At 64.7% G+C, this 15738-nt stretch carries 14 protein-coding genes; 8 read left to right on the forward strand and 6 right to left on the reverse strand.

Annotated elements, in window-relative coordinates; genetic code table 11:
* Positions 1–34: 34 nt before the first annotated feature.
* The 4 genes from QX135_RS03445 (at position 35) to ipdC (ending at position 4492) form a co-directional block, all read left to right on the forward strand.
* The gene (locus tag QX135_RS03445; RefSeq protein WP_409997713.1) at positions 35–1255 is read left to right on the forward strand and encodes a hypothetical protein; all 1221 of its coding nucleotides are present in this window, start codon (positions 35–37) and stop codon (positions 1253–1255) included.
* Positions 1256–1453: 198 nt separating this feature from the next.
* A complete protein-coding gene (locus QX135_RS03450) occupies positions 1454–2365 on the forward strand; it encodes an acyl-CoA acyltransferase (protein ID WP_315797854.1) in 912 nt (303 codons plus the stop codon).
* 141 nt (positions 2366–2506) lie between these two features.
* The gene (locus QX135_RS03455; protein WP_315797853.1) at positions 2507–2698 is read left to right on the forward strand and encodes a hypothetical protein; all 192 of its coding nucleotides are present in this window, start codon (positions 2507–2509) and stop codon (positions 2696–2698) included.
* A gap of 156 nt (positions 2699–2854) precedes the next feature.
* A complete protein-coding gene (ipdC, locus tag QX135_RS03460) occupies positions 2855–4492 on the forward strand; it encodes an indolepyruvate/phenylpyruvate decarboxylase (protein WP_316233945.1) in 1638 nt (545 codons plus the stop codon).
* A 33-nt stretch (positions 4493–4525) separates the two neighbouring features.
* On the opposite strand, the gene QX135_RS03465 is transcribed toward ipdC, so the two are convergent.
* The gene (locus tag QX135_RS03465) at positions 4526–5677 is read right to left on the reverse strand and encodes a hypothetical protein (protein ID WP_315740797.1); all 1152 of its coding nucleotides are present in this window, start codon (positions 5675–5677) and stop codon (positions 4526–4528) included.
* Between the two features lie 316 nt (positions 5678–5993).
* On the opposite strand from QX135_RS03465, the gene QX135_RS03470 reads away from it, so the two are divergent.
* Positions 5994–6599, forward strand: coding sequence for a LuxR C-terminal-related transcriptional regulator (locus QX135_RS03470; RefSeq protein WP_315777238.1), 606 nt, complete (start codon positions 5994–5996; stop codon positions 6597–6599).
* Positions 6600–6726: 127 nt separating this feature from the next.
* Here QX135_RS03470 and QX135_RS03475 read toward each other — a convergent pair whose 3' ends face one another.
* The 5 genes from QX135_RS03475 to QX135_RS03495 form a co-directional block, all read right to left on the reverse strand.
* Positions 6727–6972 (reverse strand): hypothetical protein, encoded by a 246-nt coding sequence (locus tag QX135_RS03475; protein ID WP_315740795.1) that lies wholly within the window; start codon positions 6970–6972, stop codon positions 6727–6729.
* 240 nt (positions 6973–7212) lie between these two features.
* Positions 7213–9762, reverse strand: coding sequence for a hybrid sensor histidine kinase/response regulator (locus tag QX135_RS03480; RefSeq protein ID WP_316233946.1), 2550 nt, complete (start codon positions 9760–9762; stop codon positions 7213–7215).
* A gap of 6 nt (positions 9763–9768) precedes the next feature.
* The gene (locus QX135_RS03485; protein WP_315740839.1) at positions 9769–10083 is read right to left on the reverse strand and encodes a response regulator; all 315 of its coding nucleotides are present in this window, start codon (positions 10081–10083) and stop codon (positions 9769–9771) included.
* Between the two features lie 223 nt (positions 10084–10306).
* Positions 10307–10696 carry a response regulator gene (locus tag QX135_RS03490; RefSeq protein WP_008968243.1) on the reverse strand — a complete coding sequence of 130 codons (390 nt, stop codon included), beginning with the start codon at positions 10694–10696 and terminating at the stop codon, positions 10307–10309.
* A 244-nt stretch (positions 10697–10940) separates the two neighbouring features.
* Positions 10941–11663, reverse strand: a complete 723-nt coding sequence (locus QX135_RS03495) for a Crp/Fnr family transcriptional regulator (protein ID WP_315740838.1) — start codon at positions 11661–11663, stop codon at positions 10941–10943.
* Positions 11664–12315: 652 nt separating this feature from the next.
* Here QX135_RS03495 and QX135_RS03500 point away from each other — a divergent pair.
* From QX135_RS03500 to flbT, 3 genes are all read left to right on the forward strand, one after another.
* A complete protein-coding gene (locus QX135_RS03500) occupies positions 12316–13065 on the forward strand; it encodes a histidine kinase dimerization/phospho-acceptor domain-containing protein (protein WP_315740793.1) in 750 nt (249 codons plus the stop codon).
* Positions 13066–13362: 297 nt separating this feature from the next.
* Positions 13363–14913: a flagellin gene (locus tag QX135_RS03505; protein ID WP_315777235.1), complete on the forward strand. Its 1551-nt coding sequence runs from the start codon at positions 13363–13365 to the stop codon at positions 14911–14913.
* A 226-nt stretch (positions 14914–15139) separates the two neighbouring features.
* Complete coding sequence (gene flbT, locus QX135_RS03510; RefSeq protein ID WP_315740791.1) at positions 15140–15535, forward strand: flagellar biosynthesis repressor FlbT; 396 nt, start codon at positions 15140–15142, stop codon at positions 15533–15535.
* Positions 15536–15738 lie beyond the last annotated feature (203 nt).

Below are 15738 nucleotides of genomic sequence, written 5' to 3' on the forward strand. Positions count from 1 at the left end.
AACGAACGCCTCGGCGTTGCGGATCGACGAGCGCATCGGCGGCGGCAATCTGGTCACGCATCTGGCCGGCAAGAGCACGCAGATCTATCAGGCGCTGCACGGTGTCGGTGCCAGGATGGGCCGAATGGATTCCTACGGCTGGCGGACGTTAGCGCGGGTGCCCACGCCGCACGACTTCGATGCCGCCATGCTGGAGGCGCACAAGAACGGTATCATGCCGCTGATCCTGCTGGAGTACGAAGGCAGCTATCAGAGGTTGGATCCGCCGCAGCCGATCGGATCCTATCAGGACTGGTTCGCCGCCGGGCAGGCGATGGCGAGACGTTTCCGTCCCGGTGGCGATTGGGGCCGCGAGAACGGCATTCCCGATTGGGGCGCAACCGTCTTCACCGCGATCAACGAGCCCGACGTGCAGGCCACGATCCCGCGCCAGGACTATCACGACGCGCTGGCTGGGCTTGCGGACGGTGTTCACAGCGTCGACCCCAAGCTGCGGGTCGTTCCCGGCGGCTTTGCCACCTGCAACTCGCATGGCGATGCGACGTTGCGCGGCTACGGTCCGGCGATCGCCGATCTGCTCGAGGACGGCCGTCTCGACGGCATCGACCTGCATACCTACTACAATGATAAATGGTATCCGATGACCCGCGGCCGCGAGTTCTCGGTGCAGACCTGCTTCGACCGCATCAAGCAGGCGATGGGGCTGAGCCGCGACATCAACTTCTACGCAACCGAGTTCAACGTCGCGCGGGCCGGCGCATGGGATAGCGAGCCGGACGCGGCGAGACTGTTTCTCAATGCGATCTGGGACCAGCTTGCGGTGGTCGGCAAGGATGGCAGCTCGCCAGTGTCCATGCTGGCGTTTCCTTGGAATCTCGGCGACACGCCCGATGTCGACGGTCTGGCCTATGCAATGGCGGCGGGCAAGGATCCCTGGACCCCGGAGGCGCGCAGCCTCGTGGTGAAGACGGTGTTGCAGCTCGCCGGTCACATGAGGATCGTGTCCATCGACCGGCGGCTGGCGCTGTACACGCTGCGCGGATCGGATGCCGATTTGATCGTGTGGCAGAACATTGCCGGCTGGACCGACCGGCCGGGCCGCGCGGTCGAGCTCGAGCTGCCCGCATGGACGCGCAGCCTCGAGGTCTGGGGCTGGGACGGGCTGCGGCGCCGCATCGAGGCGAAGCCCGGCCGCTTCTTCGTCGACGGCTTCAATGCCGATGAAACCTACATGTTTCGCGTGCCGCGGCCGTGAGTGATGACGCCAGTCGCGAGGGTCACCGTGAGGGGGGCGAGTGACAACACCTCGATGTGGTTCGCGAATCCCGTTAACTGAAAAGTAAGGTCAGCGCGACGTGGTTCACTGCCACCTGACCTTTTTACGATAATTGCAGCCGTGACAATCCCGCCGCGCGACGGGTGACGCGCTGGACCTCTCTCGGGTGATGCTGGAATGCAGCCGATCAAAAAGGCCGAGATTGCGAACGACAAGCCGGTGCCGGCGCAGGCCGTGACCGGGGTTCGCATCCGAGAGGTCCGCACGGCGGATCTGCCGGCGGTCGCTGCGCTGCTGACGCGCGGATTCGCCTTCCGCAGCGAGGCCTATTGGCTGCGCGGACTCGAACGTCACGCGGCGCGCCCGCGGCCGGCCGGCTTTCCGGCATTCGGCTATTGTCTCGACCATGGCGGCGTTCCCGTCGGCGTGATCCTGCTGCTGTTCTCCGAGCTCCACAGCGGCGGTAAGCCGATCGTCAGGGCCAATGTCTCGAGCTGGTATGTCGAGCCGGCGTTCCGTGCCTTCAGCTCGATGCTGGTGCGCGCGGCGACCCGCGACAAGACGGTGACCTATTTCAACATCACGCCGGCTCCGCACACTTGGCCACAAGTCGAGGCCCAGGGCTTTTCGGTCTACTGCAAGGGACAGGTCTACGCCGCGCTGGCCCTGTCGCGATCGCGCTCGGATGTCCGTATCGAAGAATTCTCCGAGGGCGATGTGCATGGGCTCTCTCCCGACGCGGCCGATCTGTTGCGGCAGCATGCGCAATGGGGGTGTCTCAGTCTCGTCGCGCGCGAGGCCGATGCGGCGTATCCGTTCGTGTTTCAGAAGCACCGGGTGATGAACGCGCTGCCGGTGTATCGCCTGCTGTATTGCCGGGATGTCGCCGACCTCGTGCGGCTGGCCGGCAACATCGGCCGGTTCCTGCTGCGGCGGGGCGGCCTGCTGGTGCGGCTCGATGCGAACGAGCCCGTTGCCGGGCTGGCCGGCTGGTACTCGGACAAGCGCGGACGCAAATATGCCAAAGGTCCGCATCCGCCGTGTCTCGGCGATCTCGCCTTTACCGAGGCCGCGCTGTTCGACGGCTGAGAGGTGGCAATCGATTGGGTTGCATGGTCCCGCTGCGGCGGCCGGGATACTGGCTCACGCGGTCTATCGGACCGATGTGACGGCACGCACAGTCTGGGCTTCCGGCCTGCGCCATCCTCCTGGCAAGGGAGGTGGTCATCCATGTCTTACGTTTTCGAACTCGCGCTGGCGGCGATGCTGCTGTTCTTCCTGTTCCTGCCGATCACCGATCGCAGGACGGTCATGATGAAGCTCTGCATGATCATGGCAGTCGCCATCCTGTTCACGGTTACGCTTGCCGTCCCGCATGGCGTTGCACCCTCCGCCCAGGTTCTGCGGCTGACGGCGAACTGATGTGGCGCGGGTGAGCTCGGGCCTTGCCGCTCCAGCATGAAGTTTGGACGGGGCAATCCGGACGGTACGGCTCGCAGACCGAACGGCCGGCGGTTGGCAGTCCGCCCCTCATCGTGTAGCACCGGCTGAACGTCACGCCACGCTCAGGGGATCCGGATGCCTGCTCTTGCCCATGCGCTGCTTGCCGCCCTGAAGGACCACGGCGCCCGCGAGATCTTTGGCATTCCCGGCGACTTCGTGCTGCCGCTGTTCAAGGTCATCGAGGAGAGCAACATCCTGCCGAGCGTCACGCTGAGCCATGAGCCGGCGGTCGGCTTCGCCGCGGATGCGGCCGCACGCTATCATGGCGGCCTCGGCGTCGCCGTCGTCACCTATGGCGCCGGCGCCTTCAACGTCGTGAACGCGGTCGCCGGCGCCTATGCCGAACGCTCGCCGGTCGTGGTGATCGCGGGCGCGCCCGGCGCGCGTGAGCGCGTCTCCGGTTTTCTGCTGCACCACCAGGCCCGCACCGTCGACACGCAGCTCGCGGTGTTCAAGGAGATCACCTGCGATCAGGCGGTGCTGAGCGATCCGGCCACGGCGCCGGCCCAGATTGCGCGCGTGCTGCGCAGCGCGAAGGAGATGTCGCTGCCGGTCTATCTCGAATTTCCGCGCGACATGGTCGATGCCGAGGTCGAGCCGGTGGTGCCGCTGCCGCCGCGGCGGGCCAGCCGCGAGGCGCTCGACGAATGCGTCGAGGAGATCCTCGCCCGCATCGCGCAGGCGGAGCGTCCCGTGATCGTCGTCGACGTCGAAATCCGGCGCTACGGCGTCGAGGACAGGATCGCGGCGCTCGCGCGCAAGCTGGGCCTGCCGCTGGTGACGACCTTCATGGGCCGCGGCCTGCTCGACAGGGCCGACGATGTCGTCGCCGGCACCTATCTTGGCGCCGCGGGCAACCCGGCGATCACGGAACTGGTCGAGAATGCCGATCTCGTGCTGATGCTGGGCGTCATCCTGTCGGACACCAATTTCGCGCTGTCCAACCGGGCGCCGGACCCGCGCCGCATGATCCTGGCCGCCAGCCGTGAGGTCCAGATCGGCCATCACGCCTATCGCGACATGCCGCTTGGCGATCTGATCGATGCGCTGGACGAGCGCGCGACGCCGCGGGCCGCGGCGTCCGGCCTGCCGCGGCAGCGCTCGGTCTATCCGCGCGGCCTCGCGGCCGATGGTGCGCCGATTGCGCCTTCGGACATCGCGACCGCGGTCAACGACATGTTCGATCGCCATGGCCGGATGCCGATGACCTCCGATATCGGCGATTGCCTGTTCACCGCGATGGAGATCGACAACACGGCGCTGGCCGCGCCGGGCTACTACGCCGGGATGGGCTTCGGCGTGCCGGCCGGCATCGGCGTGGCCGCGACCGGCCTTCGTCCGCTGATCCTGGTCGGCGACGGCGCATTCCAGATGACCGGATGGGAGCTCGGCAACTGTCGCCGCTACGGCCTCGATCCGATCGTCGTGCTGTTCAACAATTGCAGCTGGGAGATGCTGCGCGTGTTCCAGCCGGAGTCGCGGTTCAACGATCTCGATGACTGGCACTATGCCGACATCGCCAATTCCATCGGCGGCACCGGCGAGCGCGTCGCCACCCGGAGCGAGCTCGTCGCTGCGCTGGAGCGCGCGGTGCATCGGCGCGGACGCTTCTCGCTGATCGAAGTGATGCTGCCGCGCGGCAAGACCTCGGACACGCTGGCGCGCTTCGTGGCAGGATTCAAGTCGGCGCGCGAGCGCATGGCCCAGGGATAGGATGGCCGGAAGGGCGCTCTGAACGCGCGGCCGTCAACCGGTTGCCGACCGCAGCACCGTCTTGATCGCGTCACGGCCCTTCCAGGCGAAATAGGTGAGGCGGCCGCCGAACGAGCGATGGCTGCGCAGCCTGTTGGAGCCGAGCACGTGCCCAACTTCTGCGGGGAAGCGCTTGACCTCGGCCTGCACCATTCTGTCGGTATTGGCCATGATGGCGTTCAGGCGCGTGCCCCACTCGGACTCGTCGATGCGATCGATGCGGACCTGGATCGCATACTCGATGTCATAGATGCTGGTGAGGATTTCCTTGGCGGTCACGACGCGGTTGTTCTTCAACGCGACACGAAGCGCGAGCCGCTTGTCCTCGAGCTGATCGAGCACCATCGGCACGGTCATGGCGTAGGGCGCCGCGATGACATCCGCGACGTTCTTCGAGCGCGCCGCCTTGGTCGCCAGCCGCAACACCTGCCAGGGCTCCTTCAGACGCTTGGCGACCAGCGTCAACGCAAAGGGCACGGCTTCCGGCTGCCTCTTGCGCAGCGCATCGAGCAGCAGCACCATCTTCTTCACCTGCGGATCGTCGAACTCAACGATCCGGTCCGGCAGCGAATCGGCGAACTTAGCGAGTTCCTCGCGGGCGCGCAGCGCCTTCAACAGCTTGACGACGTCGTCGAACACCGACGGCGAGGCCGTATAGGCCTTCAGCTTGCTGCGGACCTGCTCGATGCCCTCGGCGCGCGCCAACGTGCCTTCCAGCGACTTCGTCACCTTGGTCTGGAACGCGCTCGCGACCTGGCGGATCTCGCGCTGCTTGTCCCCGGCGATCAGGTCCTTCATCTGCGCGTTGTAGTCTCGCGCCATGGTCGGCAGCAGATCGCGCGAGATCCATTCCCAGATCGGCGTGAGGGAGCCGCGGGCAATGCGGCCCTCATTGGCATGCTCCGGCGAACCGTCGATGAGAAGCTGCTCGACGGGCATGAAGAAGTAGCGCGAAGGATTGATGGTGCGGTGGCCGCCGGCGCCATTGTTGTTGCGGATCTCGGCGCGCAGCCGGGCCTGGAGGTCGGCGGATCCCGGCATGTCGACGCCGCTCAGCTCCAGCCGTTCGAGCTCGCTGAGCAGGCAGCTTCGTGTCAGCGGTGACAACCGCTGCAGGAATTCCCAGATCCGGTCGACCGGTCCCATTGGCGTCAGGCTGTCAGCTATATGTCAAGGTCGCTCGTCTCCACGGACGAGCACGGAGCTCATCGAAGCACGAAACAGTTGGTGCGAAATTAATGTCAGTAAACAATCGTAGCATTGCACGACATCGTGGACAGGCGTCGCGGCACGCGCCGGGGACGGGTCTCCCGAAGCACGGCATCACGCCCCGGCTTAACCATTTCAGATTGTAACTTTTGGGAAAATTAGCGGCGGTTGCGCGAGTTGCCGGGAAAAATCCCGTATTGCTACGGACGGTATAATTAACCATGTTAAAGTTGCCGCCGCGTCAGAATGAGGCATGGCACAGCTGAACAACAGCCTTTCCGACGCTCACGCCGCACCTGCTCCGGGCGGCCAAGGAGTTAACGACCCGGACCTCCTGGCGACCCGTTCCGGCACATCTGCGCCGCTCGCGATGGGACGTCACGACGACCAGGGCACGCTCGCTTTGGCGCGTCAGCTGAACGGTTCGCTCACCGCCCTGATGCTCTACATGGAGGAAATCAAGCAGCGCAGCGACGAGATCGCCAGGACGCCCGGCGAGCGCCGGCATGTCCAGGTGGTCGTCGACAACGCGTTGCTGCAGACTGAGCGGATCTGCGCCCTGGTCAACCAGATGTCCGGCGCGCACGGGCAGTTAAGACCGCTGTCGCGGACGGTGCCGGCTCACGAGCAGGGCACGGCGCCCGCGCGACCACCCGGCCGGGCCAGCAAGTCGCTGACCCCGCGCGAACACGAGGTCCTCAAGCTGATCAGTGAGGGGCATTCGAACAAGGAGGGCGCCTTGCGCATGGGCATCAGCCCCCGCACCTTCGAGAGCCATCGCGCCGAGGCCATGCGCAAGGTTGGCGCGCGCAACACAGCCGAACTCGTTCGCGCAGCACTTCTCAACCAGATCGGATGACGGCGGACGAGCGCGAATGCCGCGCTCGCGCTTTCGACCCCCGCAGTGCCGCGCGCTGCAGGCAATGAAGATCGGCGTCCGACCGGCTCGGTCGAACGCGCTGAGCGGGACGAGGACGTCCGTGCTGTCAGAAATAATCCTCGGCGAAGGGGCGAACCCGGGAGGTCGGGCGCAGCGGCGCCTGCGCCTTGGGCGGTGCCGGCACGATCGTAATGGTCCAGCGCGGCGGTACGCTCGCTTCGTTCTCCATGACTGAACGGACGTGGCCGGTGATCGTCGATCCGCCGGATTTCACGGTCGCGGTCCGGCCGTTGAACTGCGCAATTCGGAAACGCCTGACTTCCTTCTGGTCGGCGGTTTCAAAAGTAAACATGGGACACATCTCCTATGTGACCCCGAGTCTCGCAGCTCATGATTAGTTGATTGTGAAAATCGTGAGCCGTAGAAGTACGGCGTCAACTTATTGTAAGGGAATATGAAGATCAGGTTCAGCGAATCCGCGTCGTGAAGGTCTCGTTTGCCATCTCGGTCGTCCGAGCCCGTCGCGGCGGTGCGGCGTGCGAGACGCCGCACAGATCGGATTGCGCCATGGAGGCCTGCGGCCTCCCTCGCTTCAATATTGCAGCTCCTGGGCGCGGGCGGCGGCGTAGGCGGCCTCGATGTTGTCGAGCAGCTCGGCATACTCCTTGGCGGACAGGCGTGGCGCGCTCTTCTCCAGCGCGAGCGCGTAGGCCGCAAGCCGGCGGTACCCGAAGGTTCCGGCTGCGCTCTTCAGCGAATGCGCCTCGCGGCCGATCTTGATGCGCCCGCCGTCGAGCGTCAGCTGGCGGAGCTGCTTCAGCCGCGCATCCGTCTCGCTGAAGAACACGTCGCGGATCTCCTCCGCGGCCTCGTCTCCGATCTCGCCGACCAGCTCGGCATAGGCTTCGCGGTCGAGCGCGGCTTCGGGAGCAATTTCGGTGTCGGTGGCAATGTCGGCGGCCCTGGCATCCGGCTGGGCCGGCACCAGCGGGGCGTCTGACGCCACGGTGTCCAGCACCGGCACGGGCAGGGGCAGCACGCGCAGGATGGCTTCCACGAGCGCTTTCTTGCGGGCCGGCTTGACGACGAAGTCGTTCATCCCGGCTTCCCGGCAGGCCCGGATATCCTCCATGAAGGCGTTCGCCGTGAAGGCGATGATCGGCACGTTGGAACGGCGCTCGCCTCGCGCGCGAATGGTCCGGGTTGCCTGGAAGCCGTCCATCTCCGGCATGCGGACGTCCATCAGGATCAGGTCGTAGTTGAAGCGGCTGGCGGCGGTGACGGCCTCGGCGCCGTCGCAGGCCGTGTCGGTCTGGATGTCGAAATCCTTGAGCATCTTGGTCGCGACCAAGCGATTGGTCGGATTGTCGTCGACCACGAGGACGCGCAGCGGCCGGCCGAACGCCGCGATCCGGTTCTGCAGCGAGGTGTAGATGCCGTCGTCGTTCTGCTCTGGCACCGCGATGGTCTCGGCAATCGGCAGCGTCAGGCGGAACGAGAAGGTGGATCCGCTGCCCAGCGTCGAGGTGACCTTGATGTCACCCCCCATCTGCTCGATCAGGCGCTTGCAGATCGCAAGCCCGAGTCCGGAGCCGCCGAACCGGCGGCTGATCGAATTGTCGGCCTGGACGAAGTTCGCGAACAGCGAGCCGATCTTGTCGGCGGCAATGCCGATGCCGGTGTCGGTCACCGTCCATTCCACCGTCGCCTTCTCGTCATCCTTCTCGATGCAGCGCGTCGTGACGACCACTTCGCCGGACGAGGTGAACTTGACCGCGTTGGACACCAGGTTGAGCAGGATCTGGCGAATGCGGCCGGCGTCGCCGACCAGCGCGGGCGGCACCGCCGGGTCGCTGACGCTCCTCAGCTTCAGGTCCTTGGCGGAAGCCCGCGGACCGATGATGCTCAGCGTGTTGTGGACCAGGGCCTCGGCGGAGAACGCGATGTCCTCGAGCGAGAGCTGGCCGGATTCGAGCTTGGAGAAGTCGAGAATGTCGTTGAGGATCTCGAGCAGATTGTCGCCGGCATTGTGGATCGCCACCACCGAGCGGCGCTGCTCGGGATCGAGATTGGTCTCCAGCAGCGTCGTGGCGAGGCCGAGCACCGCGTTCATCGGCGTGCGGATCTCGTGGCTCATCATCGCGACGAAGGTGGACTTCGCCGCGTTCGCGGCCTCGGCGGCCTCGATCAGGTGCTCGTGGCGTTCCCACCAGCGGGAGATCAGGACGGCGGCCGCGAACACGGCCATCGCGCTCACCAGGGACACGATGACCAGAAGCGTCGCCATGTCGCGCCAGGCCTTCAGGACGTCGTGCTCGAACACCGACACCACGATCATCGCGGGATAGTTCGGCAGCATCTTTGCCGCCCGCAGGCGCATCTCGCCGGTTCGTGCGGAGGGTTCGCGCAGCACGCCGCCGGCCGACAGTGCGCGCTGACCGAAGCCGGAGGTCGGCTTGCCGATCTCGCTCGTGGGCGGAAAATGCGCGAGCAGCGTACCGTCCTCGCGGATCAGCGACACCGCGGCATCGAGACCCTGCGCGGTGGAGCCGAAGAAGTTCTCCAGATAGGGCACGGACATGGCGCCGAGCATCATGCCCATGAACTCGCCATTGGAATCGTCGAGCCGGCGGGCAAAATAGATGTTCCAGGTGCCGTCGCCGCGATTCTGAACCGGCGTGCTGAGGAAGGTCCGCAGTGCAGGGTCGGCCTTCAGCGCCTTGAAATAGTCGCGGTCGGCGATGTTGACGTCCGGGATCGGCCAGTAGCGCGAGAAGTTCAGGAGCCCGCCTTGTGCGTCGATCAGCGTCACCGCATCGATCTGCGGCAGTCCTGCGATTTTCTCCTTGAGCAGGAGGTGGGTCTGATGGTCTGACGCGACCTTGCGAAACGCCGCAGCGTCGATGGCGCCGCCGCGCACCAGGTAGTCGCGCACGCTGGTGAGCACGAGGTCGACCGATTTCACCGAGCGGTCGGCGTTCTCTGCAAGCGTGAGGCTATGGCGGCTGAGATCTTCCTCGGCGTGCTGAAGCGCGTTCTCGCGCAGATTGGTGAGGAAGAACAGGTTGCTGCCGGCAATGACGCAGATGAGGATCAGCGCGATCGCTGCAGGCGCTCCCAGAAAGCGTTTCTTGTTGCTCATCGCCTGCTACCAGCCCGCCGCTCTGACCAGCCGCCGGCAATCGGTCTCCTGCGCGATCTGCTTCAGAGTCTGCCGGAGCCGCATCAGATCGATCGGCTTCGAGAAGGGAGGATCTATGTTCAGCTCGAGAACCTCGGTGCCGGGGCGGTTGTCCAGCGAGAGGTCCGGCATGACGCAGTCCAAGTTCCTCTTCTGCAGGACGATCGAGGCTGCGTCGACCGGGCTCACGTCCGTCGTGTTGAAGCCGGCCTGTGCTGCGATCTTTCGCAAGATGGACAGATGCACGGCGGCATCTTCGATCACGAGGAGGTCGTTGCGCATGAATTCCCTGTCCCGTTGCCACCCTGACGCGGTCATCGGCAAGCAGGATTATGTCTATCGGCCGGCTCTGACCCCCTCGTAAATTTTGGTTTCCGTACGACTACGGGGAGGGCACGGCGATGTATGCGTCCTGCCGTCGTCAACCACGCGGAGTTCGCCCGCCAAAGAGAAAGCGGCCGAACACCGGTCCGGCCGCCGCGCAGGACATTCCCAGGGAGCTCGGCTATTCGGCCGGGCCGAACACGGCTTCCATCTTGGTCTTGAGCGTCGCCGCATTGAACGGCTTGACGATGTAGTTGCTCACGCCGGCCTTCTTGGCGGCGATGACGTTTTCGGTCTTCGACTCGGCTGTGATCATGATGAACGGGGTCTTCGACAGCTCCGGGCTGGCGCGCACCTCCCGGAGCAGGTCGTAGCCGGTCATCGGTTCCATGTTCCAGTCGGAGATCACCAGACCGTACTTCTTCGCCTGCATCTTCGAGAGCGCGGCCGATCCGTCGCTGGCGTCGTCGACGTTCTCAAATCCGAGCTGCTTCAGCAGGTTGCGGATGATCCGGATCATAGTGGCGTAGTCATCGACCACCAGGATCGGCATCGACAGATCAAAGGCCATGTCATTACTCCGCGCGTTTGGTCAAAAGCCGAACACGGGCGAGGTATATCAGCACGAAGATTATTCGACGCCTCTTGGAACTCGCGCTCGTCAGCACGTCGACAATTATCAGCGCCCGTTGAACAGCGCGTTAATTCCAGCGGTGCCGACGATGGGGATCATGCCACGGGCCGTAGTTGTACGGAGGCAAGGGCGCTCGGCGAGGCAACGGCGCGCGACGAGCGAGGGCCGGAACGACGCCTGCTCACGGCACGCTGCGTGGCCGGACCAGATTCTCGTAGTGGGCCTTCACCGTACCGTAGCACTCGCACGCCGTCTTCTTCAGCCCGTCCAGATCGATGATCTCGATATGGCCGCGGCTATAGTGGATGAAGTCCGCCTGCTGCAGCGTGCTCGCCACCAGCGAGACGCTGTTGCGCCGGGCGCCGATCATCTGCGCCAGGGCCTCCTGGGTGATGTAGAGCTTGTTGCCGCCTGAAAGGTCATGCGTCTGCAGCAGGCAACGGGCGAGACGTGACTCGACGGTGTGGGCGGCGTTGCAACCGGCGGTCTGCTGGCTCTGCACGTAGATGGCGAGTGCGTGGCGCAACATCAGCGCGCGAAACGAGGGGCTCTGTTCGGCGGCCGCCCGTACCTTGTCGATGTCGACGACCGATGCAGCACCGGGAACGAGGACCGCCGCGCTGTTCAGCACCACCGGATCGCCGCCCGCGAGCAGGGACATGCTTCCGAAGAGACTATCGCGACCGATCATCGCCACCTGAACACGCTCTCCGCGCGCGAGGTTCACGACCAGCGAGATGACGCCGCGATGAGGAAAGTAGATGCGCGAAAGCTTTTCGCCGACCTCGGCGAGAATGGAGTCCTGCACCAGATCCACGGTCCGCAGATAGGGTCGGATCAGCTCGAAGTCATCGTCGGTCAGTGACGACAGGAAGCCGTTCGGAGAACGCAAGCTGGGGTCCAAAGCCATCTCCTGCATTGCAGTAACGGAGCCTCGCAGATCTCAATGCACTCATGGTTCCATAGAACTGCGTCCTATCCGCTGACAAGAAGAATCACGGGTAATATTCCCAGTAAAGGCCATTCGTTCCTGCTGTGCTCGTTGTCGTGCAGACGGGCGCGGATGCGCGGTTGCGCATTTGGCCATCAACATGTGTGCGATGTGCTGATCTGATAGCGCGCTGTTGTATACAGTCGGCACGCATCGGCCTCGGCTGGTGAAAGCAGCGCAACGCGCTTGCGGCGGGCCTCCTTCTTGCTCCGGCCGCCGCAGCTCCGGCGGGCACGGACACCACGTAGCATGCGGCCGCATTGACAGCGGACATCTTGAAGCCAAAATCGCTAATAAGCGCGCTGATTCGTTGACGGATCTTTTTCTGTCGGATGCAACCCTCGTCGCGAGTGGAGGCATCGGCCGGTGCTTTGCGACTGGCGGTGACGAGGTTGTCGTCATTGCAGGAGCAGGAGTCCGCCTGATGCTGCATCCAGCTGGAGCGCGATCGATGGTCAGCGATGAGACTGAGCGCCAAGACGAAGCTGAACGTTGCAGCGGCGTCCGTTCGTTTGCGTCCCGATAGCCCCGCCGTCCTCCCCCCCCAACAGGTAATGCAGGATTCATGGCCTCTTCCACCTACCAGCGGTCCAACCAGTCGTTGCCGAGCGCGGGCGTAGACATTCCGGCCGCAGCGACGCCGGACATCCACCCAGGAATGGCGATCGTCGGTCAGGTTGCCGGTGGGCTACTGCACGACTTCAACAACATTCTCACCGTGATCACGGGGACCATCGACATTCTCGCCGAAGCGGTCGAGGACAAGCCCGAACTGGCGGCCGTCGCGCGTCTGATCGACGAGGCTGCGACTCGTGGCGCTCGATTGACCTCGCAGCTTCTGTCGTTCGCAAGAGGCCGGCCGCCGCTGCCATGTGCGGTGGAGTTGAACGAGCTCCTGATCGACGTCGCTCGTCTGCTTCGTCCGACATTGGGCACCGAGGTCGAGGTGACGACATCGGTGGGCGCGGACGTGCCGGCCGTCTTCGCCGATCCGGGACAACTGATGGCGGCACTGCTGTGTCTTGCGATCGGGGCCCGACATCGATTGGAGCATGGCGGCCGCATCGACATCGAGGCAAGGCGCATGCGTGCGGACGCCTCGGGTGCCGACGGCATTTCCTCCGACGTGCTGATCGTGTTGACGGCGTCAGTGAGCGCGGCGGATGCCTCTCCGGCCGATCCCGCCTTCTCGGAGATCCGCATGGTCGAGGATTTCGTCAGGCGTTCGAACGGACGTCTGGAGCTCAAGGAGCCGCGCGGCCGGACCGCCGGCGTCGAGATCGTCCTCCCGCGCGCCGACCGCGTCCCCTCGTAGTCGGCCGCTCTTCCGCAAAGCTCATAGTTAGCGCTGCCTTAACGGTCACGCCGCGCATCGGCGCACGCCAACCGCGATGCCGTGTCAGCGCGCCATTTTACCGCGAGTCTCTGCGGTCTGCGCGCATTTGATCGAACTGATTAGCGGCCAATTAGGATTAACGGCGGTGGCGGACGCCGCGCGCGGCCGTTCCGGGATCAATTTAACGAACGGGTAGGATTCCGCGGACCAGTCTGCGCCATCGCCGACAGAACGGTGCGGCGATGTTTACTCATGTTCATCCAGAAGGGAATGACAATGTCAGGTATCGTCCTCTCCGCGTCGGTTCGCCAGAACCTGCTCTCGCTCCAGTCGACGGCTCAGCTCCTCGCGACCACGCAGAACAACCTCTCCACGGGCAAGAAGGTCAACTCGGCGCTCGACAATCCGACCAACTTCTTCACCGCCCAGGGTCTCGACAACCGCGCTTCCGACATCTCCAATCTGCTCGACGGCATCGGCAACGGCGTGCAGGTGCTGCAGGCCGCCAACACCGGCATCACCTCGCTGCAGAAGCTCGTCGACAGCGCCAAGTCGATCGCCAACCAGGTGCTGCAGAGCTCCGTGGGCTATTCCACCAAGTCCAGCGTCACCTCGGCGGCTCTGACCGGCGCGACCGCCACCGACCTGCTCGGCTCCAGCTCGACGGCTGTGACCGGCTCGGTCGTGAACAACGACAATACCTCGAGCGCGGTGGCGATCACCGGCTCGACCAAGCTGTCGGGTACGGCAGGCACCGCGTCGAACAACCTCGCCACCGGCATCACCTCCGGTGAGACGCTGGTCGTCAACGGCACCACCTTCACCTTCGTCACCGGCACGTCCTCGTCCGGCACCAACATCGGCATCGGCGACAGCGTCAGCAACCTGCTGTCGGCGATCCAGACCCAGACCGGCGTGACCGCGTCGATCACCGCGGGTGCGATCACCCTGACGCCTCCGGCGGCGGGATTGACGCTCTCGGGCAGCACCGGCACCTTGGGCAAGCTCGGGCTGACTGCTGTCGGCGACGGCTTGTCAGGTCAGACCTTGACGGTCGGCGCCACAGGAGGTGGCACGGCGACCAGCATCACGTTCGGTCTAGGGACAGGACAGGTCAAGTCGCTGAACGATCTCAACGCCAAGCTCGCAGCCAACAACCTGCAGGCCACGGTCGACTCGTCCACCGGCAAGATCTCGATCACCACGACCAACGACGCGGCTTCGGCCACGATCGGCGCGATCGGTGGTACGTCGGCTGCGGCCAGCCAGGCCTTCAATGGTCTGACGGCGGCGGCTCCGGTGGCGGATGCGACCGCGCAGACGCAGCGCGCGAGCCTGGTCTCGCAGTACAACAACGTGCTGGCGCAGATCAACACGACCGCTGCTGACGCTTCGTTCAACGGCATCAACCTGCTGAACGGCGACACGCTGAAGCTGACCTTCAACGAAACCGGCAAGTCGACGCTGTCGATCACTGGTGTCACGTTCAACTCGGCGGGCCTCGGCCTCTCGACGTTGACCTCGGGCACCGACTTCCTCGACAACAGCTCGGCGAACAAGGTCATCGGCGTGCTCACCACCGCGAGCTCCACGCTGCGCAACGAGGCCTCGACGCTGGGTTCGAACCTCTCGGTCGTGCAGGTTCGTCAGGACTTCAACAAGAACCTGATCAACGTGCTGCAGACCGGCTCGTCGAACCTGACGCTGGCCGACACCAACGAGGAAGCGGCCAACAGCCAGGCGCTGTCGACCCGCCAGTCGATCGCGGTGTCCGCGCTGTCGCTCGCCAACCAGTCGCAGGCGAGCGTGCTGCAGCTCCTGCGTTAAGGCGCGGGCGGCACCCACGAATATCGGAGGCGGCGGGGCTTGCCCCGCCGTTTTCGGCTCTAGAATATTCGAAGATTGACGTCGCTCGGCTTCGGCGTCTGCGGCGCCGGATCAGCCGGACAGTGAGCACGAGAGCAACGTCGTGTCGACGCGAATGCAGCCTGCCGACGACGCCGCTCCCGAGAGGAGACTCCCGAGAGGAGCCTTCTGAGAGGAGAGTTGGGCCATGCCCCTGCGGGTCGAGCTGAAGCCTTTCGAGCGCATCGTGATCGGCGACAGCGTCATCGTGAATTCGAACACGCGCGCCCGCTTCATCGTCGAAGGCGACGCGCCTATACTCCGCGAACGTGACACCGTCACCGCCGAGACCGCCGATACGCCGGCCAAGCGCCTCTATCTCTGCGTCCAGACAATGTACCTGAAGAACGACGCGATCCGCTATCGCGCGTCCTATCTCGCCTGCATGAACGAGTTGCGCAGGGCGATTCCGGAAGCCGCCGGCCAAGCCGAGACGGTGGATCGCCATGTCACGGAAGGAGCGCTGTACAAGGCGCTGAAGGAGATCAGGGCGCTGATCGAGCGAGAGGATCGTGCAGTCGCGCCGGCCGAAGCGATGCCTTGACATTCCGGCCGCCGAAGGGGCCGGGCTCGCCGCAGCCTGAGAGGTTGATGCTACGTCCGTATTAGCACGGACAATAAAATTAACGGGACGGATAAAAGCCCCACCTAACGATGGCACGGACAGAAAGTCTGTTCAGCCCAGTCAGCGAGGGCCGGGTATCGATCCGCGCGGCTGGTGAAGGCTGGGACCGACCGTTGCTCTGA

Source organism: Bradyrhizobium sp. SZCCHNR1098 (genome assembly GCF_032489375.1).
In the GTDB taxonomy this organism is placed as follows: Bacteria; Pseudomonadota; Alphaproteobacteria; order Rhizobiales; family Xanthobacteraceae; genus Bradyrhizobium.